Source organism: Hyphomicrobium sp. (genome assembly GCF_009026145.1).
Taxonomy (GTDB): domain Bacteria; phylum Pseudomonadota; class Alphaproteobacteria; order Rhizobiales; family Hyphomicrobiaceae; genus Hyphomicrobium_A.
The window spans coordinates 1-25,146 of the sequence record NZ_WBUE01000015.1; the positions used below are offsets into that span (position 1 = coordinate 1).

At 66.4% G+C, this 25,146-nt stretch carries 22 protein-coding genes; 3 read left to right on the forward strand and 19 right to left on the reverse strand.

The window, feature by feature from the left end:
* The 11 genes from F9K20_RS12450 to panB all read right to left on the reverse strand — a co-directional run.
* A partial coding sequence (locus tag F9K20_RS12450; protein WP_291002019.1) for a hypothetical protein occupies nucleotides 1-760 on the reverse strand: 760 nt, incomplete at its 3' end.
* A 129-nt stretch (nucleotides 761-889) separates the two neighbouring features.
* Nucleotides 890-1,219, reverse strand: coding sequence for a hypothetical protein (locus F9K20_RS12455; RefSeq protein WP_291002022.1), 330 nt, complete (start codon nucleotides 1,217-1,219; stop codon nucleotides 890-892).
* 255 nt (nucleotides 1,220-1,474) lie between these two features.
* Nucleotides 1,475-1,774, reverse strand: coding sequence for a hypothetical protein (locus tag F9K20_RS12460; RefSeq protein WP_291002026.1), 300 nt, complete (start codon nucleotides 1,772-1,774; stop codon nucleotides 1,475-1,477).
* Nucleotides 1,775-1,928: 154 nt separating this feature from the next.
* Nucleotides 1,929-2,141 (reverse strand): cold-shock protein, encoded by a 213-nt coding sequence (locus F9K20_RS12465; RefSeq protein ID WP_291002029.1) that lies wholly within the window; start codon nucleotides 2,139-2,141, stop codon nucleotides 1,929-1,931.
* A 216-nt stretch (nucleotides 2,142-2,357) separates the two neighbouring features.
* Complete coding sequence (locus tag F9K20_RS12470) at nucleotides 2,358-3,233, reverse strand: 23S rRNA (adenine(2030)-N(6))-methyltransferase RlmJ (protein WP_291002032.1); 876 nt, start codon at nucleotides 3,231-3,233, stop codon at nucleotides 2,358-2,360.
* A gap of 261 nt (nucleotides 3,234-3,494) precedes the next feature.
* Entirely contained in the window at nucleotides 3,495-3,968 is a 474-nt protein-coding gene (locus F9K20_RS12475; RefSeq protein WP_291002035.1) for a DNA polymerase III subunit chi, read from the reverse strand.
* A 235-nt stretch (nucleotides 3,969-4,203) separates the two neighbouring features.
* Complete coding sequence (locus tag F9K20_RS12480; protein ID WP_291002037.1) at nucleotides 4,204-4,425, reverse strand: hypothetical protein; 222 nt, start codon at nucleotides 4,423-4,425, stop codon at nucleotides 4,204-4,206.
* Between the two features lie 210 nt (nucleotides 4,426-4,635).
* Nucleotides 4,636-5,994, reverse strand: a complete 1,359-nt coding sequence (der, locus tag F9K20_RS12485; protein WP_291002039.1) for a ribosome biogenesis GTPase Der — start codon at nucleotides 5,992-5,994, stop codon at nucleotides 4,636-4,638.
* 96 nt (nucleotides 5,995-6,090) lie between these two features.
* Nucleotides 6,091-7,437: a PQQ-binding-like beta-propeller repeat protein gene (locus F9K20_RS12490; RefSeq protein WP_291002042.1), complete on the reverse strand. Its 1,347-nt coding sequence runs from the start codon at nucleotides 7,435-7,437 to the stop codon at nucleotides 6,091-6,093.
* 36 nt (nucleotides 7,438-7,473) lie between these two features.
* On the reverse strand, nucleotides 7,474-8,250 hold the full coding sequence (locus tag F9K20_RS12495) for a tetratricopeptide repeat protein (protein ID WP_291002045.1): 777 nt from the start codon (nucleotides 8,248-8,250) through the stop codon (nucleotides 7,474-7,476).
* A gap of 150 nt (nucleotides 8,251-8,400) precedes the next feature.
* The gene (panB, locus tag F9K20_RS12500; protein WP_291002048.1) at nucleotides 8,401-9,315 is read right to left on the reverse strand and encodes a 3-methyl-2-oxobutanoate hydroxymethyltransferase; all 915 of its coding nucleotides are present in this window, start codon (nucleotides 9,313-9,315) and stop codon (nucleotides 8,401-8,403) included.
* A 207-nt stretch (nucleotides 9,316-9,522) separates the two neighbouring features.
* Between panB and F9K20_RS12505 the strand changes: the two genes are divergently transcribed.
* Complete coding sequence (locus F9K20_RS12505) at nucleotides 9,523-11,265, forward strand: L,D-transpeptidase family protein (protein ID WP_291002051.1); 1,743 nt, start codon at nucleotides 9,523-9,525, stop codon at nucleotides 11,263-11,265.
* A 68-nt stretch (nucleotides 11,266-11,333) separates the two neighbouring features.
* Here F9K20_RS12505 and F9K20_RS12510 read toward each other — a convergent pair whose 3' ends face one another.
* Nucleotides 11,334-11,825 (reverse strand): MOSC domain-containing protein, encoded by a 492-nt coding sequence (locus F9K20_RS12510; RefSeq protein WP_291002054.1) that lies wholly within the window; start codon nucleotides 11,823-11,825, stop codon nucleotides 11,334-11,336.
* 153 nt (nucleotides 11,826-11,978) lie between these two features.
* Nucleotides 11,979-12,560 (reverse strand): NnrU family protein, encoded by a 582-nt coding sequence (locus F9K20_RS12515; protein ID WP_291002057.1) that lies wholly within the window; start codon nucleotides 12,558-12,560, stop codon nucleotides 11,979-11,981.
* Nucleotides 12,561-12,851: 291 nt separating this feature from the next.
* Here F9K20_RS12515 and F9K20_RS12520 point away from each other — a divergent pair, with 291 nt between their 5' ends.
* A complete protein-coding gene (locus F9K20_RS12520) occupies nucleotides 12,852-13,271 on the forward strand; it encodes a hypothetical protein (protein WP_291002060.1) in 420 nt (139 codons plus the stop codon).
* Between the two features lie 3 nt (nucleotides 13,272-13,274).
* On the opposite strand, the gene F9K20_RS12525 is transcribed toward F9K20_RS12520, so the two are convergent.
* The 6 genes from F9K20_RS12525 to F9K20_RS12550 form a co-directional block, all read right to left on the reverse strand.
* Nucleotides 13,275-14,195, reverse strand: coding sequence for a 50S ribosomal protein L11 methyltransferase (locus F9K20_RS12525; RefSeq protein WP_291002063.1), 921 nt, complete (start codon nucleotides 14,193-14,195; stop codon nucleotides 13,275-13,277).
* A 4-nt stretch (nucleotides 14,196-14,199) separates the two neighbouring features.
* Nucleotides 14,200-15,015, reverse strand: a complete 816-nt coding sequence (locus tag F9K20_RS12530) for an RNA methyltransferase (protein WP_291002067.1) — start codon at nucleotides 15,013-15,015, stop codon at nucleotides 14,200-14,202.
* The gene (locus F9K20_RS12535; protein WP_291002070.1) at nucleotides 15,012-15,956 is read right to left on the reverse strand and encodes a class I SAM-dependent methyltransferase; all 945 of its coding nucleotides are present in this window, start codon (nucleotides 15,954-15,956) and stop codon (nucleotides 15,012-15,014) included. Before F9K20_RS12535 ends, F9K20_RS12530 begins: the two co-directional genes overlap by 4 nt.
* A gap of 240 nt (nucleotides 15,957-16,196) precedes the next feature.
* Nucleotides 16,197-17,328, reverse strand: a protein-coding gene (prfB, locus tag F9K20_RS12540; protein WP_291002073.1) for a peptide chain release factor 2 whose coding sequence is annotated in 2 segments (ribosomal slippage) — nucleotides 16,197-17,258 and nucleotides 17,260-17,328 — 1,131 coding nt in all. Because the reading frame shifts where the segments join, the coding sequence is not laid out codon by codon here.
* A gap of 115 nt (nucleotides 17,329-17,443) precedes the next feature.
* Nucleotides 17,444-20,032 carry a penicillin-binding protein 1A gene (locus tag F9K20_RS12545; protein ID WP_291002076.1) on the reverse strand — a complete coding sequence of 863 codons (2,589 nt, stop codon included), beginning with the start codon at nucleotides 20,030-20,032 and terminating at the stop codon, nucleotides 17,444-17,446.
* A gap of 171 nt (nucleotides 20,033-20,203) precedes the next feature.
* Nucleotides 20,204-21,433 (reverse strand): N-acetylmuramoyl-L-alanine amidase, encoded by a 1,230-nt coding sequence (locus tag F9K20_RS12550; protein WP_291002079.1) that lies wholly within the window; start codon nucleotides 21,431-21,433, stop codon nucleotides 20,204-20,206.
* Between the two features lie 846 nt (nucleotides 21,434-22,279).
* On the opposite strand from F9K20_RS12550, the gene F9K20_RS12555 reads away from it, so the two are divergent.
* Entirely contained in the window at nucleotides 22,280-25,135 is a 2,856-nt protein-coding gene (locus F9K20_RS12555; RefSeq protein ID WP_291002081.1) for a ribonuclease E/G, read from the forward strand.
* Nucleotides 25,136-25,146 lie beyond the last annotated feature (11 nt).

Consider the following 25,146-nt stretch of genomic DNA (forward strand, 5'->3'; position numbering starts at 1 on the left):
CCTTGGCGGCATTGGCCGCGGCAGCGGCGGCTGCGCGATCCTTCTCGGAGATGGCTGGCGCCGCCTTGGGCTTCTCCGCGGCAGGCGCGGCGGCCATCCCGGCACCCGCCTGCAGCGCACCGGTCTCGACCGCCGCGCCACTCGCCGGGGCCGCGGGAGACGTTTGCGCCTGATCGGCAGGTGCCGTCGTTTGCACCGCCGGTGTTGCGGCCGGCGACTCCGCCGGCGCGGTAGCCTGCTCTATGGGGGCAGTCGGCGCTGCTGGCGCCACAGCTTCAGCGGCTCCGGCGAGTGGAGCGGCCGCTTCCGTCGTCGGCGTCGGAGCAGTGGCGGCGGTCTGCTGCGGGGCAATCCCCAGCGCCTCGGCCTTGCGCATTGGCGCTGGCGGAGCTGCGTCGCCGGCATCGTCGGCCGCGGCGTCGGCCGTCTGCTCGCCGGTCTTGTTGTTTGGCTTCACACCTGGGCCCCAACATACGGTGGCGGAGGCGGTGCAGGTGTGCTCGTCGAACAGGATGACGTCGAGGAAGAGCTCGCAACTTACGCTCTTCTTGCCGGTCTGATACTCGGCGACACCATTCTGTGCCGCCCACTCGGCAATGTGCTTGTCGAGCAGGTTCTTGGCGTCGTTGGTCGGGCCTTCCTTGCCGTAGTCGTTGACCGTGAAGCCGAACTTCTTACAGGCCGCATCCGCCGGCGCCGACAGTGCAGCGAGCGCACCCACGAGCACCGAAGCTAAGGCGAGCGATGGCTTAGCGCGCATTGGAATGTCCCCCGACGGACAAATGTCCGATTCCAAAGCCTTATAGCGGCGCGCCATGCCCCTGCCTAGACTTTGGGCCCGCAAAGGTGTGCAGGACAAATGCAGCGCAAGCGCGGCACTTAAGGCGGATCAATTCATGTAAGGTGAATCGCCACCATTGGGGCCGATGCCCGAATCGAAAAAGAAGCCGCTGTCGAACGGCCCGCCCGGAGACTGCTTGTTGATGTACGGATCGATGTAGCCACCGTACAGCGCGAAATAGCGAGCGATTTCCTCGGGCGTGGAACCCTGCTCGACGGCGTATGCGCGACCCTTCTGGCGGCGTGCGGCCTTCTTCTTCTGCGTATATTCGCCCGCCTTGGCGCCCGGAGCGACGTAATCGCCAGCCCCGCCCAGGGTGGCAAGCATCAAGAAGCCGGCGGCGACGAAAACCCCCGTGCAGATCCGATAAAGGCTCATGATCCAGTCCTTGTTGGTTCTAACCACCCCATATGGGGGCTGAATGTAACGAAAAACGCTCCGGCAGAGGGCAAATCTCCAAGTCGACCGGCTTTTTGCGCGCCCCTGTCACCCGGTAACCACGCCGGACGCACAGGCTGGAACTCCGGCCGGGCAATTGGGCCTCGCTGGAGCTTCCATCATCCTACCGAGCTATTGAGCGAATGGTTAACGGGACCGGAAAAATTGTCCCGATCCGGCGCGCTCGCCCCGAGCTCAGCCTGTCTTGCAGATCGTCGACGTGCCGCGGCAGTTGTAGCCGAGGCCGCCCGGCGAGCACTTGTAGGCCGGGGTGCTGACGCGATAGCCGGGGGTCGAGCCGGTGGCCATGAACGCCGCCCACACGCCCCAGTCGAACGATTGCAGGATCGCTTCCTTCACCTGGAACTTGGCGCCGTCGAGGGACGTCGCGGTGCCCGAGGCGGTCTTCTTGAAGCAGGCGGCTTCGGCGCTGCCGGCAAAGCCGGCGCCAACGAGGGAAACGGCCAGCGCGGCCGCGCAGGACAACTTGATCATCTGTAAGCTCCCCGGACATCGCTTAAACGATGACGGGAGATTGCCGCAGACGCGCGCCGTTGCCCATGGCGGACGCGCGTACAGCAAAAAAAGCTCGGGGATCGTGGCCGCCCGGTGACGCCATGCAAAGCAATTGCATGGCGCCGAACGGCCTTCAGGAAGCTTGAAGGTTGACCGCTTTGGGTCCCTTGCCGCGCTTGTCGGGCTCGGTCTCGAACGAAATGCGCGCGCCCTCGTCGAGATTGCCGATACCGGCGCGCTCAACTGCGGTCACGTGCACGAACACGTCCTTGCCGCCGTCGTCGGGCTTGATGAAGCCATAGCCCTTTTGGGCATTGTAAAATTTGACAGTGCCGCTCTGGCGCATCGCGAAATCTCCTAACGTGCGCAGTCAACGAAAACGGCGCGGCTCAAGCGAGACCGCACCGGGGGAAGGCTCGGGAAACTGTTCGCAATGCGGGGGAAATAAAGCGCGGGAGAACGACATGCGCGCCACAATCTCAAAGCTACACTTGGTCTCCGCCGGGTCGATCGGCTGCCCGAGCGGCAGAAGTATCGGAGAAAAGAAACCACGAGGCAAGCGTTAGCGAGGCGTTTTGCCCCACTTGGCGGCCTCGCTGCCCAGCTCCTCGAGGCGAAAATCTGCGCCTTTTCCTTGTGCCAGCACGCGCACCAGCTCGGGCAGCAGGGCCTCGAGATTTGCCGCCAGCGTAAACGGCGCATTGACGGCGACCAGTCCTGCACCATTGAGGCGCGTCTCGTTGTCCGCGCCGCGGATCATCACCTCGATCGCCGTCGCCCGCGGCAAGCCGAGCGCAGCCACCTTGCGGCGGAAGCTGGCCACGGGCCGCATCTCCTTGATCGGATACCACAACAGAGACGTGCCGGTTGCGAAACGCCGTGTGGCCTCGCGTAGAGCATCGATGAGCCTGTCGAGCTCCCCCACTTCCTCGAAGGCCGGATCGATCAACGTCACGCCGCGCCGCTCGGGCGGGGGCAACAATGCCTTGATCGCCACCCACGCATCGAGCGCCATGACCTTGACTTGCCGGTCGCGCGCAAACAGCCGCTGCAGCTCGCTCTGATCCTCGGGATGCAGCTCGTTGACGATGAGGCGGTCCCCTGAGCGCATAAGCCGGCGCGCAACGAGCGGACTGCCCGGATAATGCTTCAGCCCCCCTTGCGGATTGAGCGCGCGCACGACGCCGAGGTAGGGCGCCAGCAGCTCCGCCGCGCGTGGGGTGAACGCCGCGTCCATCACGCGGCCGATCCCCTCGCGCCACTCGCCAGTCTTCTGCGCCGGCTCGGAGGCAAGGTCATAGACCCCGACGCCGGCGTGCGTGTCGATGACGCGGAACGGCGCCGGCTTTAGCTTCATGTGCTCGATCACGAGCGCCAGCACGGCGTGCTTGACGACGTCCGCGAAATTACCGGCGTGGTAGGCGTGGCGGTAGTTCATGCGCACGCTTCAGCGCGGCGATGCCGACCTGTCAAGGCGGCTGGCCCGGCTCGGTGCGAGAGGATCGGCGAGATTTTTCGGCCCTGTTCCCCAGGGAACGGCGAGCGGCCTATGTGGCTGGCAGTATCACTTCATCGAGAGCCCGGAAGGACCACGCTCGTGAAGCGCTCTTGCGGGTTAGCTCCCCGTCTCCTCCTCAACTTGAAGCCCCGCGCTCCCCCCCGCGGGGCTTCTTTTTGCGCGGCGCGCCCCGGCGCGGCCTCAGGCCTTGCGTTCCCACTTTCCGGCCGCGCTTTGCTGCCAGTAGGTGACCGGGCAGCCGGCGCTCTTTGCGGCCGTCCATTGTCCGCGCGCCGCCTTGACCGCGTCGGCGTCGTTGCCATCGAACATGTAGACGATGCGCACGAAGCCCGAGAACGCTTCCGCCTCCGCACCATCGACGAGAAAGCGCACGCCGGCGCCGTTCGGCGTCTCCCCGGTCGTCGTCAGATAGACGGGTTGCTCGGCGGCGTACCCATCCTTCGCGGCACCGTGGGCGAGAAAGCTGTCTTCCTTGTACGTCCACAGCGCCAAATCAATGGCCGCCAAGCGCTCCTGCGAGCCCGCCTGCACCACGGCGCGCCATCCGCGCTCGAGTGTCTTCTCCACCTGGCTAGGGAGCACGCGCTCAAGGGGCTGCTGCTCGAGGTGGTAGAACAGAACCTCGGTCGGCGGCGGTGAATCTTGCTCTGCCATGCAGCAAGTATACTCATCCCGGCGCGCGTTGCACTCCACGCAGAGCTAGGCAACGACATGCTGCGGCGCAAAGGCGATTTGCCCTTGCGCCGCGCAGGTGCCTTACCTACTTATCGGGGTCCGGATCGGCGCCAGACGTGCGGCTGTCGTCCGTGCGGGCGGTGAGCTTGGCGGCATCTTAGGGTTCGCCGCAGCTCCCGTCCGCTGCATTTTCCTCAATGCTTGTCGTCGCTACTCAGCGCTTGACGCTCGTCAGGTACCGCTTCGGCACTTCGCCGGCGGCCACCAAGGCGTCAACGCAGCGGCGCGACAGCGCGCGGCGCGAGGCGAGCATGCAACTGCGCAACTCGGGCGTTCCGATCGAGTACTTCGCACAGAAGCGATAGTAATCGCGCTCGCACGCGGAGTTGACGCGCGCCGAGTAGGCGTTGGCCGCTGAACCGCAGGCAAACATCATGAGCGCAGCCGCACCCGCCGCGGCTGCACGTATCACCGGGCGCGCCCGGCCGTGTGAGCACCTGTGCATTGATCTCAGTTTCTCTTTAGAGCTTCCCCTCGGGCTCGCGGCCCCCGAGCCGTGCCCCCACCGCAGGCTCGCGAATCCAAGGTAGCTCAGCGCTTCCGCCAAGACCAGTGACCGCGCCGCCTCGCGGGCGAAAAAACGCCCTCAGCTCTTATGCTTAGCGAACGGATTATCGCCCTTGCGCAGATTGATGCGCAGCGGCACGCCGGGAAGATCGAATGCCTCGCGCAGACTGTTGGTGAGATAGCGCAGGTACGACTTTGGCAACTCCTCAGGGCGCGAGCAGAAGGCGATGAACGTTGGTGGCCGCGTCGACGGCTGCGTGATGTAGCGGATCTTGATGCGCCGACCGCTGACGGCGGGCGGCGCGTGCCGCCCCAGCGCCTCCGCGAGCCAACGGTTGAGATCCGGTGTCGAAACGCGACGGTTCCAAGTGTCGTAGGCCTCCAGCACCGCCTTCGCCAGCTTGTCGATGCCGCGTCCGCTCAGCGCCGATAGCGGCACCAGCGCCACGCCGGGTACTTGCGACAGCCTCTCGCTCAGCGTCTCGCGCAGCTGCTTGAGCTTTCCCTGCTTGTCCTCGACGAGGTCCCACTTGTTGACGGCGACGACAAGCGCGCGGCCCTCCTCGGTGACGAGATCGCCGATCGTCAGATCCTGGTGCTCGAACGGACGCTCGGCGTCGATGAGCAACACCACCACCTCGGCGAAACGGATGGCGCGGATGGCGTCGGAGGCGCTGAGCTTCTCGGCCGTCTCGGTGATCTTCGCCTTGCGCCGCAGCCCGGCGGTGTCGAACAGGCGAATTTTGCGTCCCGACCACTCGACATCGCTGGGCACCGAATCGCGCGTCAGCCCCGGCTCCGGGCCGGTGATCATCCGCTCCTCGCCGAGGATCGCATTGACGAGCGTGGACTTGCCGGCGTTGGGGCGGCCGACGATGGCGACGCGGATCGGGCGCGCCGTGGCCGGCACCTCAGCATCGGCCTCGCGCGCCTCTTTCAAGCCCAGCGCCGCCATCATCTCGGTGAGAAGATCGGCGAGACCCTCGCCGTGCTCGGCCGAGATGGCGACCGGCTCGCCGAAGCCGAGCTCGAACGCCGCATAGAAACCCTCCTCGCCGGCGCGGCCTTCGCTCTTGTTGGCGACGAGCACGACGGGACGGCCGGAGGCGCGCACCAATCTGGAGAACGACTTGTCGTCGGGCGTGATGCCTTCGCGGGCATCGATGACGAACAGAATGAGATCGGCGGCGGCAACTGCCGCCTCGCTCTGCTGGCGCATGCGCTCGGCAATCGAGCCGCGTTTGGCCTGCTCCAGGCCAGCGGTGTCGACGATCGTCACCGGATGGCCGGCAAGGTCGGCTTCCTCCTCGCGCCGGTCGCGCGTCAGTCCGGGCACGTCGGAGACGAGAGCCGAGCGTTTGCCGGTCAGCCGGTTGAACAGCGTCGACTTACCGACGTTGGGCCGGCCGATGATGGCGATGACGGGCGGAGAGGACATGCAGGATGGGCCAGACGCGACTTCGTTGAGCGGCGCTTATCGCGCATTCGCTGTTGCGAGGATAGAGAGGTGCGCCGACCGTTCGGTTAAGCTCAGCTAGTTGAGCGCGATGAGCTTGGCGCTGTCAGTGAGCACATACATCCGCCCCTGGGCGACCACCGGCGCGATGTAGATGGCGCTGCCGAGCTCCTTCTGAGCGGCGATGCGGCCCGTCGTCGCCTCGACGCTGACCAGGGCCCCGCTCGTGGATGTGAGCCACAGATGGTCGCCCGCCAGCGTCGGTCCCGCCCAAGCGGCATTTCCTGGAAGCTTGGTCGTCCATTGCGTCTTGCCGTCCTGGCGCGACAGCGCCATGAGCTGACCCTGCGTGTCGACGACGAACACGCTGCCACCGGCTACCCACGGCGTCTGCGTGCCGGGGACGTTGATCGACCACAGCCGCTCCCCGCTCGCCGCCTGCGTCGCGACCATGCGGCCCGCGTGGCCGATGGCGAAGACCGTGCCGCCGTCGATGGCCGGACGTGCCGCGTCGCTCATCGAGGCGACCTGCGATGTCGTGCGCGTGCGTGCGAGATTTTCCGACCACGCCGACGAGCCGTCGGCCACCTTCAGCGCAACGAGATCGCCGGAGGGATACGGCACGACGACGATGTCGCCGTCGACCGCGGGACTGGCGTTGTTGATGAGGCTCGCCTGCTGTGGCAGGCCGCGCACCGACCACAGCTCGCCGCCGTCGGCTCCGGCCAGGCAGAAGAAGCGCCCATCGAGCGCAATTACATACACGCGGTCGCCCACGGCGGTCGGCGAGGAGCGCACCGGTGCCTCGAGCTGCTTCTCCCAGATCGCCTTGCCGTTCTGCGGATCGATGGCGACGACATTGCCATAGCCGCTCGCCGCGTACAGCCGGCCGCCGTCGACCGCGAGGCCGCCGCCGAAGCCACCGCCGCTGCTGCCGCCGCCGAGCGAGAACCAGCTCCCGCTCTTCTCGCGCTGTGGCTTTAATGATGTGCGCCAGATCGCCGAGCCGCCCGACGTCGAAAAGGCGCTCACCGTACCTTCGGCATCGAGCGTGTAGACGCGGCCGTCGTAGACGATCGGCCTTGCCGTCAGTCGTCCGACACTCCCCGAGCCGGTGCCGGCATCGGCGTTCCAAACGACGTTGGCCGCTCCGCCGAAGGCGAGATTTCCAGGCGAATTGTTTGGCTCGCCACCCGGCTGCGCCCAGTTGTCGTTGGCGCGCGGTGCCGGCAGCGTGATCGGCGCGAAGGCATCGGCGAGTTCGCCCGTCACCGGCCCCTGGGCCTGCATGACGGGAATGCGCTTGCCGGGCAGCGGCACGGCCTTTTCGGCGAAGGGGTTGAGATTGGCGAGCTTTGGGAGCGAGGGTCCGTCGCCAGCGCAGCCGGAGAGCAGCACGAAGGAGCAAAGTCCCGCGCCGATCAAACTGCTCCGCCGCGTCCCACCCCTCATATATCCCCCTCAGTCCTTCTTGGCTGGCGGCGTTGTCCCCGGCGTTGTCGCGTTCGCCGACGGCGCTCCCCCACTAGACGCGGCGGCGGCACCCGGAGCCGGCGCCTCGGCCGCCTTCTTGGCAATCTCCCCGCCGGCGATCTCGGCCATCACGATCTGCGCGCGTTCGGCGATGCTCTGCGGGGTCGACCTATCGACGAACAGCGGCGTCAGGATGGTGCGTGCCTCGGTCGTCTTACCGGCCTTGTAGGCGGCCAAGCCCAACAGCTCGCGGGCACTGTAGCGCCACGGGCTGTCGTCAGCCATGAGAGGGGTGAGCCGATTCTCCATCTCGGTAAAGTCGGCCTCGCCGAGGCGCAGGCCAGCCGCCTGCAGCCGCGCGAACTCGCGCAGCATCGCGTCGGCGCCGCTGTCACCGGCGAGTGCCTCGTAAGTCGCAAGCGCCTCTGCCTTCTTGCCTTGCTTGCTTTGCGCCCCGGCGAGTTGCAGCTGCGCCAAGGCCCGATAGCCGCCGGCTCCGTCGGCAGCAATCTTCTCGAATTCCTTCTCGGCGCTGCCCTCCTTCTTGTCGTTGAGGAGGAGCAGCGCGTCTTCATAGCGCGCACCGGACTCCTGCGCGGCGCTGAGGCGATAGCTTTCCCAATACTTGAAGCCCAGCACGACCAGCACAATCGCGGCGGCGGCCGCGATGATATAGGTGCCGTACTCCTTCCAGATCTTCTCGAGGCGTTCGCGCCTCAGCTCTTCTTCGACTTCGCGGAGAAGACCATCGTCCTGTTGTGCCATCGCTCGCTCTTTCAGCCCCTGAACCTTGGCGCGTTTCTTATCAGAGGCCCGGCCGGGCATCTGGAAGCCGCATACATAGCCGACGGCATCCCCTGCGCAAGCGATTGATCGGCCTTAAGGCCGAACCCGGGGCGGGGCCACAGGCGCCGCTTATGCCTTGCTGCTCGGCGTTTTCGACTTTTTCGTGGCTCTTCCGGCCGTTGCCCCGATGCGCTCGACCACCCGGCGCTCCTCCGTGGGGGACCCATCCTGCATCGCGTAGGTATGCTCTGGGGTCGGGAAGGCGCGCGTGCGCACGTCGCCGGCATAGGCGCGGATGGCGTCCTCGATGGCCTCGCCGACCTTGCCGAACTTCTTGACGAAGCGCGGCACCCGCGGACTGATGCCCAGCATGTCTTCCATGACGAGAATCTGCCCGTCGCAGGCATTGGAGGCCCCGATGCCGATGGTCGGAATGGGAACAGAGGCGGTGATGCGCGCGGCGAGCGGCTCGGTGATCGCCTCGAGCAAGATTGCGAACGCGCCGGCTTCGGCGACGAGGCGCGCGTCGTCCTCGATCGCCGCCCATTCCTCGCGCGTGCGTCCCTGCGCCTTGAAGCCGCCGATGACGTTCACCGACTGCGGCGTCAGCCCGATGTGGGCCATCACCGGGATGCCGCGCTCGACGAGATAGCGGATCGTTTCCGCCATGCGCCGGCCGCCTTCAATCTTAACGGCGCCACAGTCGGTCTCTTTCATCACCTTCGCGCAGTTTCTGAAGGCGACGGCCGGGCTCTCCTCGTAGGAGCCGAACGGCATGTCGACGATAACGAGCGCGCGCCGGGCGCCGCGCACCACAGCGCGCCCGTGCATGATCATCAGATCGAGGGGTACCGGTATGGTTGTCTCATAGCCATGCATAACCATCCCGAGGCTGTCGCCGACGAGCAGGAAGTCGCAATAGCGGTCAGCAATGGCGGCCGTATGCGCATGATAGGCGGTGAGGGCCACGATCGGCTCCCGGCGCTTTTTCATCGCCGCGATATCGGGCGCCATCAGTCGCTTTTGGGTGCTATGCACGGACATGAAGGTCAGGATACTCTTTCAAAGGGTCGCCGTCGCGGCAACCTAGTGATCCTCACGCCCGCAAACCAGTGCCGCGGGCGCCGCGCCCACCGACGATGTTTGAAAGGAGTTCGATTTCAGCACCTTGCTAACGAAGATTTAGGGTTAAAATCATCATATAGATCGATCTCTTCAGAGACACTCTCAAATTTCGTTCGGGGGCCCTCCTTGCAAACGATTGCGAAATCCGACCTTGGCGCCGTAGTCGGCAGCCTCCGCGTTTCCACTCTCGTAGCGTTTCTCGCAGGTGGATTGCTGGTTGCAGCGACGCCCGAACGCGCCGAGGCGCAGTTCTATCAGTGGGGGTCGTGGGGTAACCCGGGGCCCTGGCAGCCCAAGCCGCGCGTCCGCCGCCGCGCTGCACCGCGCTACATCGAGCCGACCGACGAGAAGCCTGCGACGGCGCTGCCCAAGCCGAGCGGCCCGCTGGTGCTGGTCGTTTCGCTCAGCAAGCAGACGGTCACCGTCTATGACGACGGCAAGCAGATCGCCAAGTCGCCGATCTCCAGCGGCATGAGCGGCCACCCCACGCCGACCGGCATTTTCAGCATTCTCGAGAAGAACCGCTACCACTATTCGAACCTCTACGGCGGCGCGCCGATGCCGTTCATGCAGCGCGTCACCAACTCTGGGGTCGCCATGCACGCCGGTGACCTGCCAGGCTATCCGGCCTCGCATGGTTGCATACGTCTTCCCTATAGCTTTGCGCGCAACCTGTTCGGCATCACCGAGATCGGCGCCCGTGTCGTCATCAGCAACGAGGACCTGACGCCGGCAGAGTTCAACAGCCCGCACCTCATCGGGCCGCTGCCGCCCGACAACGTCGTGCAGAACGATGCGGCGACCGTACAGGCTGCGGCGACCGGGGCCTCGAATATCATTGGTGTGAGCCCCGCCGCGGCTGGCGAGGGAGTGCGCACGCGTGGCATGGCCGCCGCGCAGCGCGCCGCCGAGCGCAACCGCCTGGTCACCGCTATCGTCGAGGCGGAGAATGCCAAGGCCGCCGCCGAGGACCAGGCGAAGGCCGCAACGGCCGCCGCGCAGGAGGCCAAGGAAACCATCCGCAAGGAGCGCAATGAGGAAGGGCGCCTTGCCGAGCTGGCGCGCAAGGCCGCAAAGGCGGCTGACAGTGCGGCGTCACGTTTCACCTCTCTGACGGCTAAGATGGCCAAGGTGGACGTGGCGCAGCTCGATGCCGCGACGCTAGAGAAGCAGTCGGCCGAGGAAGTCGCCGAAGAGGCGAAAATGCTCGATGCGGCCGACGCCGCCGCTGCCGCCAAGCGCGCCGCCGAGGCGCAAACTGCCAAGGCCAAGCAGGCCGTCGCCGACGCCGGCGCCTTGGAAAAGGCACGCAAGGTCGCGGTCGAGGACGTGAAGCAGGCCGAGACCGTCGTTGCCAGCGCCAAAGACGCGCTGGCTGCCGCCGACGCCCTCGAAGCGCGCAAGGACTATCCCATCTCCGTGTTCATCAGCGGCAAGACCGGCCGCCTCGTCGCCAAGCTCGGTTTCGTGCAGGTCATGGACGTTCCGGTGACCATCTCCGAGCCCGGCAGACCGCTCGGCACGCACGTGCTCACGGCAACGACCTTCACCGACGGGGAGAAGGCGCTGCGCTGGCACTCGGTAACGTTGAAGCCGTCGCAGACCGTGCAGTATGCGCGGCGCAAGAAGCGCCGGCACGAGGACGAGGTGCCGGTCGTGGCTGGCGGCCACGATGCCGACCCGGCGGCGGCGCTCGAGCGCATCGATATCCCGAAAGAGGCCGTCGACCAGCTCGCCGAGCTGATGAAGCCGGGCTCCTCGTTCATCATCTCCGATTACGGGCTCAGCCGAGAGACCAGCGCGCGGACGGAATTCGTCGTCGAGCCGTGGCGCAGCCGATCGGATACCTCGGAGACGCGGTACTATTGATAAGTACTATGCTGTCATCCCGGATAACCTCGCTCACGCTCGGCTTCCGGGATGACAGTTTGCACGGCTTAACCCGGCAGACGGATCTGACGCTCGGGCGGCGAGTGCACGGCGGTGACGTCATCGCCGATCGAGATGCGGCCGCCTTCCAGCACCTTGCACGTGACGCCGCCACGCCATTCGGGATGCAGCACCTTGCGCAGACCGGCGTGCGCCTCGTCCATGCGTGCACACGGCGTCGTCGGATATGTCACCTCGAGCAAGACGGGGCCGATGCGCAGCGTCGCCCCGATGGCCCGCGGCAGGCGCACACCCTCGACCAGCAAGTTGGCGCGCCGCGCTGTCCAATTGAGCGCCACGGCTTCGCCGTTTGCTCCGAGGTCGGCGAGTGCCGCCTCCCAGTCCTCGCGCGCTAGGATCGTGACCGCCCTCCGCTTGAACTTGGCGCCCTTGTGGTCGCCAGAGACCCCGGTTTCGACGCTTATCTCGACGCTGTCGACCGTCTGCATCTGCGCCCGCCGCGCTTCCCGCCGCGCGATGCCGATGAGCCGCCCGCTCATGCTAGTGTCCTGATCGCGAAATTCGTCTCAGCGCGGTTGGAACGAATTTCGCGATCTGAAGGACACTAGCCAACTTAACTATTCTAGTGTGATTCAGATCGAGAAGTCCGCTGCACCACCCAGCCCGATGCGATATGGCGGACTTCTCGATCATCACACTAGCGGCGGGACGCCGATGACGAACTCATGCAGGTAGAGGGCGATGGCGGCATAGAGCGCCGTACCCACCACCACGACGATGACGTCGTTGATCCACGGGCCAGCACCTTTTCCGAGTGGTCCAAGATCGCCGCGCCGCTTCACCGAGATGCGGTCATAGACCGCGAAGGCGAGGAAGCCGCCGAACAACACCAGGGAGGCGAGATCGCCGTTGGCGAGCAGGTGCGCCAGCGCCCAGATCTTGATCGCCACCAGCATCGGGTGCTTGAGCATGACGTGGATGTGCGAGGGGACGTACGTCGCGACGAGCGCGATCATCGCCGGCAGCATCAGCGCGAGGGCCAGATGCCGCGTCCAGATCGGCGGCTCCCACAGAATCGGGTTTTTGCCGGGGTGAAGCTGCAGCTTGTAGAAGCCGAGCACGATCAGCGTCAGGCCAACCAACGACAACGCAGCAAAGACCGCCTTGTAGCCGCCCTCGCCAAAGCGCGCGATGAGACCGTTCCTCAGCTCCACGTTGGACGGCACCAAGTGGATCGCGAAGAACAGCACTAGGCCAAGCACCATCACCAGCATGTCGCTCTCCCCCAGGATTTTTGTTCCGCGCGGGCGAATCATTGCCACGCTGCGGCCATGTAGCTAGGCTTTTTTAATGTTCGGGCGCTTCGGCGGCTAGTCCGCAGGTCCGCCCGAATGGTCGCGGGGACCATGCTGCGTCATCTTTCGAGGTGCCCTGCCATGCATGCCCCCCACCTTCGCTTGCGTAACACGTCCCTCCTCCAGCCGCGCGGTTCTCACCTGCGTCTCGTGTCCGGTTCCCAGTTGCGGAATGCGTTGGATGCCTTCCACTTCGAGGGAGAACTGCCGATGCCTGCCCGTGCTCAGGTGAAGCCCGACTTTGACGGCCCCGAGGATCGACGGCTCGCCGACGACATTGCGCGCGTCATGCACCACCGGCCCTTGATGAGCCGTCTCGCCCGCATCGAAGCGGTACACGGCGATGTTGCCGGTGTCATCGCCAAATCGGCAACGGAACTTTCTCCTGCTCCTTCGGCGCCGACGGCCGCCGAGCCCCCCGCGCTGCCGCTTCCCTCCGACCCGCGCTCGATTGAAGAAGTGATCGACGATCTCGGCTATGTCGCATCGCCGCCCCCGAGCGCCGAATGGCTAGACACGGCGCGCCGTGCGCAGCGCAAAGAGCGCGCGCGCCACGCCATGGCGTGGGTTACGACCCTCGCCATCGCCGGGGCCATCGTCGCCTCGGCCTCGCTCATGCTGCGCGTCTAAGACCTAGGGCAGAAAACCCTTGTCGAGGCTGAGCGACTGGCGCGCGGTCTCGCGCCCTTTTGCGTCGCGGTGCGTCGCCACCCAGGCAAGGTTCGTCCCCGCTTCGGCTGACGTGCGCGAGCGCAACGTGACGGCAACCGTATCGCCTGCCTTGGCGGCAATGGGCGTTAGCAGCGGAAAATAGAGCTGCTCCCAGTGCGTACGCGGCGCATCCGGCGCCGTCGATAACGTGATGCCGGGCGCCAGCTCCGCCTTCCACCACGCGGCAAAACCGTAGACGGTTGTCGCCGACCTAATTCGCCAGCTTGCCCCACCCTTGCGGCTCGAGCGGGTATCGGTGCCGAAGTCGATGCTGTCCCATTGCCTCGACTCCAGCAGCTCGTCAGTCGCCAGGGTGCGCACGTAGATGTTGTTGAGACTCATCGTTTTGGCGACGGAGAGATCGAAGCCCGTCTCGTCCCAGGCGGCGAACTCGCGCTGGATGCGGTCGCTGACGACCGGTGCCACGTACTGCTCCAACCGTCGCGGGATCATCACCCCGCCTGACTTCAAGAAGCGCTTCTTGGCATCGGCCAGCGTCTCGATGATGTGCTCCTCGAACGCGTAGTTGCCGAGCGTCTCGGAAACGACCACGTCGACCTTGGGCGGATCGACCATCTCGATCGAGTGGCACGGAATGAGGTGGCATTTGCGCGCGCTGTTGGTTTTCAAGATCTTCGCCGCGACACCGGCGACCTCGGCCACCTCATAGAGAAACACCTCGCGCGCCCCCAAGCGCGCCGCCATCAGCGCCAATAGCCCGGTGCCGGTGCCGATATCGGCGACGGTCGTGACCCCCTTCTCGATTACCCCGCGCAGCGCAGCCTCGAACGCGGCATTGCGCACGCGGTCGGCGATGAGCGTGCGGTGATATTCGATGCGCATGGGGTCACAGCGCTAGGTAAGGGCCGCGGATCTGGTAGAGCACCAGCGCGGTGGCGACCGCCAGATTGAGCGAGTCGAGGCCGCCGGCCATGGGAATCTTGACGAGGCGTGTGCACGCTGCGGTGAGCGGCTCCGACAATCCCGGACCCTCGCTGCCCATCATCAGCAGCACCGGAGCGCGGTACTTGACCTTGCGGAAGTCATCCTCGGCATCGAGGTGCGTGCCGACGATGTCGCCTTGCCAGCCGTCGATCCAGCGCAGAAAGGCATCGCGCTGCAGTCGCGCCAGCGGCACGGCGAACACCGAGCCCATGGTCGCGCGCACGCACTCGTGCGAATAAGGATCGCAGCTGGCCCCGACGAGAATAATGCCGGCGGCACCGACGGCATGGGCGGTGCGGATAATGGTGCCGAGATTGCCCGGGTCGCGCACCTCCTCGAGCGCCAGCCACACCGCCTCGCGCGCGACGCGCGCGGCCGGCGGCAACTCGGCCCAGCGCTGCTTGAACACACCCATCATGCTCTGCGGATTGTCTTTCGAGGAAAGCTTGCCGAGCACGGCTTCGGAGACCTCGAGGCATTCGACGCCTGCCTGAAGCGCCCAGGCGACGAGGCCCTGCGCGATGCCGCTCGTGGCACTGCCGGAGCGATAGACGAGCGTCTGCGGCACAAAACCGTTGTCGCGCGCGGTGACGAGCAGCGAGATGCCCTCGGCGACGAACAGACCCGTCTCCTTGCGCTCCTTGCGCATCTCCAGGGCCCGGATCGCCTTCACGCGCTCGTTCTGCAGGCTGGTGATGGCCTTCGGCGCAACCGTCATGCCGGGCTCCAGCGCGTGAACAGCGAGGTCGGCACGGCACGCTCGCCGCTCGCTTCGCGAATGGCGAGCTCGCCCGACTGGTATGAGCCCCCGCGGCCCGAGAGCACCTCGCGACAGAGCTGATCGAAGGCCAGCGCCGAGGCGCGGATCGCGTAGACGGTCAGCACCAATGCGGCACCCGGTGCCAGCAGCGCCGCGCAGTCGCGCATCAGCGGCGGCAGGCTGGTGAACAGGTCCCACACCTCGCCATCGGGACCGCGCCCGAACTTCGGCGGGTCGACGAGAATGACGTGGTATGTCTTGCCGCGTCGCACCTCGCGGGCGGCGAACTTGGCGGCATCATCGAGCATCCAGCGGATCGGCGCCGCGGTGAGGCCCGACGCAGCCTGGTTCTCCTTCGCCCAAGCAATCGCCTTCTTCGACGCATCGACGTGGGTGACATGCGCCCCTGCCGCCGCGGCGAGCAGCGTCGCCGCACCCGTATAGGCGAAAAGATTCAAAACGCGCGGCGTCTCGCCGCGCTTCTCGGCGAGCCGCGCCAGCATCCACTCCCAGTGCGGCATCTGCTCGGGGAAGAGACCCATGTGCCGAAAGCTCGCCAGCCGGCACAGCATCGTCGCGGCGCCGACCTTCACCGGCCAGCTCTCCGGCACCGGCCTGTCGATGCGCCAGCGCCCCTTCTCCTCTTCGTCGTCGCCGGAGAACACCGCGTGCGCGTGCCGCCACTCGCGCTCCGGAGCCCGCGGCGACCACAGGGCCTGCGGCTCGGGGCGATCGACGACGATGGAGCCGAAGCGCTCGAGCTTGCGCCCGGCGCCACTGTCGAGGAGCGCGTAGTCGGCGAAGCCGGCCGTCTCGATGAGTTGCAGGCGCGCCGCATCGCCGGCCGCCGCCGCGGAGTGGGCCGCATGATCTCGGCGTTGTTGATTATCCTGCGCCATGGCCAACGTCTTGGCGCATTGGACCGCCGCTGCAAAGCACTTTCATGCGCTTCAAGCGAGGGACTGGATTGCCCGGCCGGCCTCGTTGGACGCGCCACCAGGCTTCAGCGGAGGGGCGACGGAAACCCGTAGATGGCAACGTTCGTACTCATTACAGGCCGGCCGGCGCGCCATCCCCGGACCGGCCACGCACGGCGGTCCAGCGTATTAGCGGTAACACTGCAGCGCTGGACCGCCTTCTTAGTCGAGGTCGGCGACCTCCACCTGGGCGCCGCCCTTGATGCGCTGCGCCAACGCGCTCTCGATGAACGGATCGATCTCGCCGTCGAGCACGGCGGCGGGATTGGTACTCTGCGTGCCGGTGCGCAGGTCCTTCACCAACTGATACGGCTGCAGCACGTAGGAACGGATCTGGTGTCCCCAGCCGATGTCCGTCTTGCTCGCGGCCTCGGCGTTGGCCTTCTCCTCGCGCTTCTTCAATTCCAGCTCATAGAGCCGCGACTTGAGCATCGCCCAGGCGATGGCGCGGTTCTTGATCTGCGAGCGCTCCTGCTGGCTGGCGACGGCGATGCCGGTTGGGATGTGCGTGATGCGCACGGCCGAATCGGTGGTGTTGACGTGCTGGCCGCCCGCACCCGAGGAGCGATAGGTGTCGACGCGGCAGTCGCTCTCCTTGATCTCGATGTCGATGTCGTCGTCGATCACTGGGTATACCCACACCGAGGCGAAGCTCGTGTGGCGGCGGGCGTTGGCATCGTAGGGCGAGATGCGTACCAGCCGATGCACGCCCGATTCCGTCTTCAGCCAGCCATAGGCGCCGTCGCCCTTGATCTCCATGGTGACCGACTTGATACCCGCCTCTTCGCCCGGGCTCTCCTCGAGCGTCGACACCTTGTAGCCGCGCTGCTCGGCCCAGCGCATGTACATGCGCGCCAGCATCGACGCCCAATCCTGGCTTTCCGTGCCGCCGGCGCCGGCGTGTACCTCCAGATAGGCGTCATTGCCGTCGGCCTCGCCGGACAGAAGCGCCTCGACGCTGCGCCGCTGCGCCTCCTCGTCCAGCTTCTTGAGCATGGCTTCACCTTCGGCGACCGAGGCGTCGTCGTCCTCCGCTTCGCCGAGCTCGATGAGCGTCACGCCGTCGTCGAGACCGCGCTGCAGCTCCTCATAGGCGGTGATGGAGCGCTCGAGCTGCTGGCGCTGGCGCATCACTTTCTGCGCCGCCTTGGGGTCATTCCAGAGGCTGGGGTCCTCTGCCCGCTTGTTCAACTCGGCAAGACGCTGCTGGGCCGTATCCCAGTCAAAGATGCCTCCGCAGGAGGCCGAGGGCCTCCTTGATGGAATCGACGAGCTTTTGCGGTTCGGCACGCATCGTTGCCTCCGAGGCGGTGCGATTTCAGGATAGGAGCAGTGATATAATCGTGGCGCGTGCGGCTGTAAACGCGAAGGCGCGCCGCAGTCGGGCGTACCTTCTCAGGCGCCGCGTCTCACCACAGGCCGCCGCGACCCGAGCCGTATCCGGGGCTGCTGCGCGGCCCGGGTTGAAAATAAGGATCGTCCGCCGAGCTTTCGTCGTCGCGCCCGGGGACGGCGCCCGTGCCCTGGTCCGTGAAGCCGATCACCGAATAGGCATCATCCGGCTCTTCGCCCGGCTTGAATGCCTCCATGATGCTCTGCGGGTCCTCCTCGCCGGCGCGCAAGCCGGTGCGCAGGTTGACGCGCGCCAGCTTGACCCCGGGCGGAATGCGGAAGGGGGCGGCCGGCTGATCGGCAAGCGCTTCCTTCATGAAGCTGCCGAACACCGGCGCTGCGACCTTGCCGCCGGTGTTGCCTTTGCCCATCGGCGTCGGCGTGTCGTAGCCGACGAACACGCCGACCACCAGGTCGGGCGAATAGCCGACGAACCAGGCGTCTTTTTCCTCGTTGGTGGTGCCCGTCTTGCCGGCCAGCGGGCGCTCGAGCGCCTTTAGCGAGGTCGCCGTGCCGCGCTGAATGACCCCCTCGAGGATCGAGGTCAGCTGATAGGCGGTGTGCGGGTCGATGATCTGCACCCGGTCGTCGGGAATCTCCGGCTCCTCCTGCCCGTTCCAGGCGTCGGACTTGCAGCCTTCGCACACGCGCTGATCGTGCCGCCAGACGGTACGCCCCCAGCGATCCTGAATGCGATCGATCAGGGTGGCGCGCACCTGATGCCCGCCGTTGGCGATCGAGCAATAGCCCGTGGCAAGCCGCAGCAGCGTCGTCTCGCCGGCGCCGAGCGACATCGCCAGCACCGGCAGAAGATCGTCGTAGATGCCGAAACGCTTGGCGTAGTCGGTTATCAGCGGCATGCCGAGATCTTGCGCGAGGCGCACCGTCATCTGGTTGCGCGAGTGCTCGATGCCGAAGCGCAGCGTCGACGGACCGGCCGAGTGCTCCTTCTCGTAGTTCTCCGGCCTCCAAATGTCCTGCCCGGGTCCCTGCTCGATCTCGATTGGTGCATCGAGGATGATCGACGTCGGCTTGTAGCCGTTGTCGAGCGCCGCCGCATAGACGAACGGCTTAAACACCGAGCCGGGCTGGCGCCTCGCCTGAATGGCGCGATCGAACTGGCTCATGGCGAACGAGAAGCCACCGACCACCGCCAGCACGCGCCCCGTATTGGGGTCGAGCGCGACGATGCCGCCGCCCGCCTCGGGGATCTGCATGAGCGACCACACGCCGCTCAAGTTGTCCGGGTTCTTCGGCGCCACATAGATGACGTCCCCCGGCGCGACTACGTCGGTTACCGCCTTGGGCGCAACCTTCTTCCTCGCCGACTTCGCCCACTTCATCTCCTCGAAGGCGATCTCGACTGCCTCGCGCTTGCCGACCAGCGCCCCGTCCTGTTGCTTCTCCGGACGCAGCCCGACAACTGCCTTGCCGGCGTCGGCCTTGAGCACGACACCGAGCCGCCACGGCTGAATGTCGGGCGGGCTTTCGACCGCATCGAGCGCCTTGCCCCAATCACCGGCAATATCGAGTTTGGCCACCGGCCCGCGCCAGCCCTTGCTGCGGTCAAACTGCACGAGGCCATCCATGAGCGAGGTGCGCGCCGCCTTCTGCAGGCGCGGGTCGAGCGTCGTGCGCACCGACAGGCCGCCGTTGTACAGCTTGTCCTCGCCGAACTGAGACAACAGCGTGCGCCGCACTTCCTCGGCGAAGAACTCGGCGGCGAAGATGTGCGCGCCCGACGGGCGGATATTGACGCCCAGCGGCTTGGCCTTTGCCTCTTCGGCCTCCTCGGCCGTGATGTAGCCGTTCTCGTGCATCTGGCCGATGATCCAGTTGCGCCGGATCAGCGCCTGCTTCTCGCGCCGGAACGGATGGTAGTTGTTGGGGCCCTTGGGGAGCGCCGCCAGGTAGGCGACCTCCTCGATCGACAGGTCCTGCAGCTCCTTGTTGAAGTAGCTGAGGCTCGCAGCGGCGATGCCATAGGCGCCGATGCCGAAATAGATCTCGTTGAGGTAGAGCTCGAGGATCTTGTCCTTCGAGTAGGCGCGCTCGATGCGGATGGCAAGGATCGCCTCCTTGATCTTGCGCTCCATGGAGCGTTCGCTGCTCAACAGGAAGTTCTTGGCCACCTGCTGGGTGATGGTCGACCCGCCTTCGGCGCGCCGATCGGTGCCCTGGATCTTGGCCTCGACGACCTTGAACACGGCACGCGCGATGCCCTGGAAGTCGACGCCGCCGTGCTCGTAGAAGCGCTTGTCCTCGGCCGACAGGAAGGCGGCGATCACCCGTTTCGGGATGGTGTTGATGGGCACGAAAATGCGCCGCTCGCGCGCGTACTCGGCGATCAGCGCGCCGTTGTGCGCGTGGATGCGCGTCATCACCGGCGGCTCGTACTTCGCCAGGCTTTCGTAGTCTGGCAGGTCCTGCGAGACCTTCCAAAGCAGATAGCCGGCCGCTGCCGAGGCGCAGATGAACACGACAACGCCGGCCGCGAACCCGAAGCCCAGGAAGCTCAGGAGCAGGCTCTTGCGCCGCTTCCGCCGCCGCCGCGGCGGCGGCTCGGACGGATATATCGGCTCAGGCGGGTATAGGGGCTCGCGCATCAACCTCTAATTCCGTTGATCGTGCGTGTTCGGTTGATCTGGCATTTCCGCGCGAGCCTGATGGCTACAGGAGGCGACGCCGCGAAGCAGGCACATTAGCATGGATTGTGGCATCAAGTCGTCGCTCACCGGAGTTTAGATAACGTGACGCGCGGGGCAGGGGTTCGAGCCTCACCGCGCCTTTGCCGTACGCTTGGAAAAATAAGAATCGACCGCTGTTCCGATCGCCGCGGCGACGCGCCGCTGCCATGCCGCAGAATTGAGCAACCTCTCGTCCTCGGGGTGGCTCATATAGCCCAGTTCGACCAGCACCGACGGCGTGTCCGCCTGACGCAGCACCTTGAACGCCGCCGAGCGCTGCGGATTGCCGGACAGCGAGATGGTCGCACCCAGGCGCTTCACGAGCGTGTTGGAGAAATCGGCGGAGAAATTCGACGTCTCGCGCTTCAACAGGTCGATGAGAATGCTGCGCACCTCCCCCTCCTCCTCGAAGTTCGCCGTCTGCAGGCCGGCAACGGCGTCGGAGTTGTTCTCCTTCTCGGCCATCCGCCGTGCCTCCTCGTCCGAGGCCCGCTCCGAGAGGGTGTAGACCGTCGCCCCCCGCACGGTGTTGACGAACCCCTTCTGCGCGATGGCGTCGGCGTGCAGCGAGATGAAGAGATCGGCGGCAAGGTCGCGGGACATCTTGAGCCGCTGGTCGAGGGACACAAAAACGTCGGTCTTCCGCGTCATCCTCACGTCGTAACGGCCGCTGGCCGACAATTGCGCCCTCAGTGCATGCGCTACGGCCAGCACAATGGTCTTTTCCCTCAGGTTCCCGGCGCTGGTGGTCCCCGGGTCGATGCCGCCATGTCCGGCGTCGATGAGGATCACCGGCTTGATGCGGTCCCTTTTCCTGGCCGCGGGTGGCGGGGCTGGATCCGCCTTCGCCGGCGCGGCGCGCGCCGCGCCCGTACCGGTGCCGAACGACTGCGCGGAGGTCGGCCCCAGCTCGATCACCAGCTCGACCGAGCGAGCGCCGGTTGCCGCCATGTCGGCGCGCTTTATCACTACGGGCCCTGCCGTATCGATGACTACGCGGGCCTTGCCCTCCGCCAGCAGCCCGTAGCGGAAGGCCGAGACCAGCCCCCGGCCTTGTTGGCCGACGCCATCGGGAAGCTGAAACGCCACGTCGGGAAGGTCGACGACGACGCGATAAGGATTGGCCAGGGTGTAAATCTCGGCGCGCACCCCGGCCGAGAGCGCCAATCGAAACGCCGTCGTCCGCCTATCGCCGGTGAGCTCGGCGCGCCTGGCCTCGACCATAGCGCTCTTGCGGTGGATGCTCGTCGGCTCTGCCGCTGCGCCGCCCATGGCGGCGATCACGGCAATGGGCAGCGCAAGGCTTAGAAATGCGCACACGGCGGCGCGCCACCTCCGCCGAGCCTCACGCACTTCATGTTGCAGATGCTTCTGCATCCCCCTCCGCCCTGGCAAAGGCTGGCATTCCGCCCCATTTTAACCAAACCTTTCCCGAATTTCCCTCAAATTGCAGGGAGTTGGCCGGAAGGTTCGCGTGCTGTGCCTTATAACACGCTTGCAAGCCTACCGGTGAACCCGTACTTTCTAGTTCGTTGATGCAGCGGCGCTCTTGCTTGGACATTGTGCGCCGCAAGAACGAGTTGAACGGGCAACCGTCCCCTCGTTCACGCCGGTTCGCCGCTCCCCGCAGGGGACGGAGCCGCTGCAGACCGACGATCGAGTGGTTCGCCCTGCGCCCGCAAGCACACGCTCCGGGTCATTCTGACGGCGGAGCCTTGAGCCTGAGGGCCAAGCTTGCGCCCGGCGCGACGGAGACCACTCGAAACTGTGGCAATCACCACTCGTACGCTCCGCCATTCGCCCGGGAAAGGAAGGCGGACGGAGCAGGCGGAGTACCGCCCGGCGCCCCCGCCGATATGTGGGCAACACCCGGCGGGAGCGCGATTGCTCGCTCTCCCTCGCACCATTGAAAGACCTCGCAATGCTGAACTTCGGCACCAGCCATCTGCAGGCTCCAGCGCGCAACCGTCCGCGCCGCGGAGCACGCCCGGCCTCGCCCGGCGGCGGACGACTGTGCGCCACGCCTCAATCCCCCACTTTCCATCAACCATCGCAAACAATGACGCGCGCCCGAGGCCGGCGCCTCACCGCCCTTGACCCAGTTCGCATCCGGACTGCGGCCGTGAGCGGCAGGCAGCCCAGCCGGCGCGCCAAGGATCTGCACACATGTCCAACAATAAGATGCTTATCGATGCCACGCACCCGGAGGAAACCCGGGTTGTGGTGCTCCGCAATGGCCGGGTAGAGGAGTTCGACTTCGAATCTGCGGCCCGCAAACTGCTGCGGGGCAATATCTATCTCGCCAAGGTAACGCGCGTTGAGCCGTCGCTTCAGGCTGCCTTCGTCGAGTACGGCGGCAACCGCCACGGCTTCCTGGCCTTCAACGAAATTCATCCCGACTACTATCAGATCCCCATGGCCGACCGGCAGGCGCTCCTTGATGAGGAGGCTGCCGCCGAGGCTGCGGAGGAAGCCGCTGTCGACGCGCACGCAGAGGCGCTCGCCCGTCGACGGGCATCTGCTCCCGAGGAAGAGGATACGTTCGAGGTCATCGAGCCGCACGAGGGAGGCGATCCGCCCCACGAAGACGGCGACGATGACGGCGAGGACGCTCCCCATCGGACGATGGCCGAGACGATGCCGCGCGAAGATAGGGTGCAGGCCGAGCCCGAGGGCGATGATGGCTCTGGGCTCGCCGCCAACGAGAACACGATGGATACGGCGCCGCCGGCCGAAGAGGTTGGGGGAGAGGCAGCGGCACCTGCCAGCGAGGAGAGCACTGCGACGGAGCTCGAGACCAACGCCGCCCCGGTCGAGGTCGAGCGCGTCGAGCAGGTGAGCACCGGCGAGGATGCACTCGAGGAGCTCCCCTCGCGTCCACGACGCCGCCCGCGCAGCTACAAGATCCAGGAGGTCATCAAGCGCCGGCAGGTGATCCTCGTGCAGGTCGTCAAGGAGGAGCGCGGCAACAAGGGCGCGGCGCTGACCACCTATCTGTCGCTCGCCGGTCGCTACACCGTGTTGATGCCCAACACGGCCCGCGGCGGCGGCATCTCCCGCAAGATCACCAACCCGCAGGACCGCAAGCGCCTGAAGGCCATCGCCGCCGAGCTCGAGGTGCCCGAGGGCATGGGGCTGATCATCCGCACCGCCGGCGCTGCGCGCACCAAGCAGGAGATCAAGCGCGACTTCGAATACCTCCTGCGCTTGTGGGAGAGCGTGCGCGACCTCACCCTGCAGAGCCAGGCGCCGAGCCTCGTCTACGAGGAAGGCAACCTCATCAAGCGGTCGATCCGCGACCTCTATAACAAGGACGTCGACGAGGTCATCGTCGCCGGCGGCGAAGCGCACCGCGAGGCGAAAGACTTCATGCGCATGCTCATGCCGAGCCATGCCAAGAACGTCACGCTCTATCAGGAGCCGGAGCCGCTGTTCACCCGCTTCCAGATCGAGCGGCAGCTGAATGCCATGTTCAGCCCGTACGTGACGCTGCGCTCGGGCGGCTATCTCGTCATCAACCAGACCGAGGCGCTCGTCGCCATCGACGTCAACTCGGGCAAGGCGACGCGCGAGTTCTCCATCGAGGAAACCGCGCACCACACGAACCTCGAGGCGGCCGACGAAATCGCCCGTCAGTTGAAGCTGCGCGACCTCGCCGGCCTCATCGTCATCGACTTCATCGACATGGAGGAGAAGCGCAACAACCGCGCCGTCGAGCGCCGCTTGAAGGAGGCACTGCGCTTCGACCGGGCCCGCATCCAGGTCGGGCGCATCAGCCACTTCGGCCTCTTGGAAATGTCGCGCCAGCGCTTGCGCACCGGCGTGCTCGAGGGCTCCACCTCGCAGTGCCCGCACTGCCAGGGAACCGGCATCATCCGCTCGACCGAATCCGTGGCACTCGCCGTGCTGCGCGGCCTCGAGGACTCCATCATGGCCGGCACGCGCGCGCCGCTCATCGCGACCACGACGCCGTCGGTGGCGCTCTACATCCTCAACAACAAGCGCCCCTTCATCAATGACATGGAGGGCCGCCTGGGGTTGCCGATCATGGTCACCGGCTCCGACAAGCTCGCCGGCGCCAACTTCACGATCGAGAAGGGCGCTGCGCCGGCGCAGCCGCAGCGGCGCGTCGAGCGTAACGTCGTGAACATGGAGTCGGGCTTCGAGGGCGAAGACGAGGGCGGCGAGTACGAGGCCCGCGAGCAGCCTTCCGGCGATCGCGACATCTATGCGCAAGGCGATCGCGAGGCTGAGCGCGGCGGCTCGGAGGAGGGTGGGTCGCGCCGTCGCCGCCGTCGCCGTCGTGGCGGACGCCGCGGCGACCGCGAAGAGAATGGTAGCCGCTTCGCGGACGAAGCGCGCGGTGGCCAGGAGAGCTTCGGCGCCGACGACGAGGCGCCCGGCGCTTACGAGCACGCCGTCGAAGACGTGCACGAGCACGATGACCACGAGCCGCACGCGCCCGACCACGAGCAGCGCGGAGAGCAGCAGGGCCAGGAAGGCGAGCGTATGCGCGAGCGCGGCGGCCGCAGCCGCAGGCGCGGACGTCGCGGTGGGCGCCGCGGCCGCGACCGCAATGGTCACGGCGAGCGCGCCGGAGAGGCGCCAGCTCAGGGTGGCGGTGACGAACCCTACGCCGGCGACGAGCAGCCGTACTATGAACCCGGCGCCGCCGACATGCCCGGGCATGTCGAGGCCATCGCCGATTTCCCCAACCTGCCAGCCGACGGCAACGAGGTGCTTCCCGCCAAGGAGGTGCATCACAGCCAAGCAGAGCGCAGCCCCACGAAGGAAGCGCACCATGTCGCGGCCGAGGAGCTGCCGGCCAAGGAAGCGCCGAGCGCGGCCGTCGCCACGGAGGAACCGCGCGCCGCGCGCCGCCGCGCCAGCTCTAGCGAGCCGCGTTTGGAGCGCATCGTCGTCGGCCAGCCGAATGGCGGCGAGCCGGTCGCGGAGGATGCCTCGGCGTCCAATGCACCGGCGCGCAAGGGCTGGTGGCAGCGCAAGCTCGGCGGCGAATAGGGCGAGTGCCC

Excerpts from the sequence above, each read along its gene's own strand:
- F9K20_RS12455 (WP_291002022.1), bottom strand. The coding sequence starts at position 1,219 with ATGAGCCTTTATCGGATCTGCACGGGGGTTTTCGTCGCCGCCGGCTTC.
- F9K20_RS12460 (WP_291002026.1), bottom strand. The coding sequence starts at position 1,774 with ATGATCAAGTTGTCCTGCGCGGCCGCGCTGGCCGTTTCCCTCGTTGGC.
- F9K20_RS12465 (WP_291002029.1), bottom strand. The coding sequence starts at position 2,141 with ATGCGCCAGAGCGGCACTGTCAAATTTTACAATGCCCAAAAGGGCTAT.
- F9K20_RS12470 (WP_291002032.1), bottom strand. The coding sequence starts at position 3,233 with ATGAACTACCGCCACGCCTACCACGCCGGTAATTTCGCGGACGTCGTC.
- F9K20_RS12475 (WP_291002035.1), bottom strand. The coding sequence starts at position 3,968 with ATGGCAGAGCAAGATTCACCGCCGCCGACCGAGGTTCTGTTCTACCAC.
- F9K20_RS12480 (WP_291002037.1), bottom strand. The coding sequence starts at position 4,425 with ATGATGTTTGCCTGCGGTTCAGCGGCCAACGCCTACTCGGCGCGCGTC.
- der (WP_291002039.1), bottom strand. The coding sequence starts at position 5,994 with ATGTCCTCTCCGCCCGTCATCGCCATCATCGGCCGGCCCAACGTCGGT.
- F9K20_RS12495 (WP_291002045.1), bottom strand. The coding sequence starts at position 8,250 with ATGGCACAACAGGACGATGGTCTTCTCCGCGAAGTCGAAGAAGAGCTG.
- panB (WP_291002048.1), bottom strand. The coding sequence starts at position 9,315 with ATGTCCGTGCATAGCACCCAAAAGCGACTGATGGCGCCCGATATCGCG.
- F9K20_RS12510 (WP_291002054.1), bottom strand. The coding sequence starts at position 11,825 with ATGAGCGGGCGGCTCATCGGCATCGCGCGGCGGGAAGCGCGGCGGGCG.
- F9K20_RS12515 (WP_291002057.1), bottom strand. The coding sequence starts at position 12,560 with ATGCTGGTGATGGTGCTTGGCCTAGTGCTGTTCTTCGCGATCCACTTG.
- F9K20_RS12520 (WP_291002060.1), top strand. The coding sequence starts at position 12,852 with ATGCCTGCCCGTGCTCAGGTGAAGCCCGACTTTGACGGCCCCGAGGAT.
- F9K20_RS12525 (WP_291002063.1), bottom strand. The coding sequence starts at position 14,195 with ATGCGCATCGAATATCACCGCACGCTCATCGCCGACCGCGTGCGCAAT.
- F9K20_RS12530 (WP_291002067.1), bottom strand. The coding sequence starts at position 15,015 with ATGACGGTTGCGCCGAAGGCCATCACCAGCCTGCAGAACGAGCGCGTG.
- F9K20_RS12535 (WP_291002070.1), bottom strand. The coding sequence starts at position 15,956 with ATGGCGCAGGATAATCAACAACGCCGAGATCATGCGGCCCACTCCGCG.
- F9K20_RS12545 (WP_291002076.1), bottom strand. The coding sequence starts at position 20,032 with ATGCGCGAGCCCCTATACCCGCCTGAGCCGATATATCCGTCCGAGCCG.
- F9K20_RS12555 (WP_291002081.1), top strand. The coding sequence starts at position 22,280 with ATGTCCAACAATAAGATGCTTATCGATGCCACGCACCCGGAGGAAACC.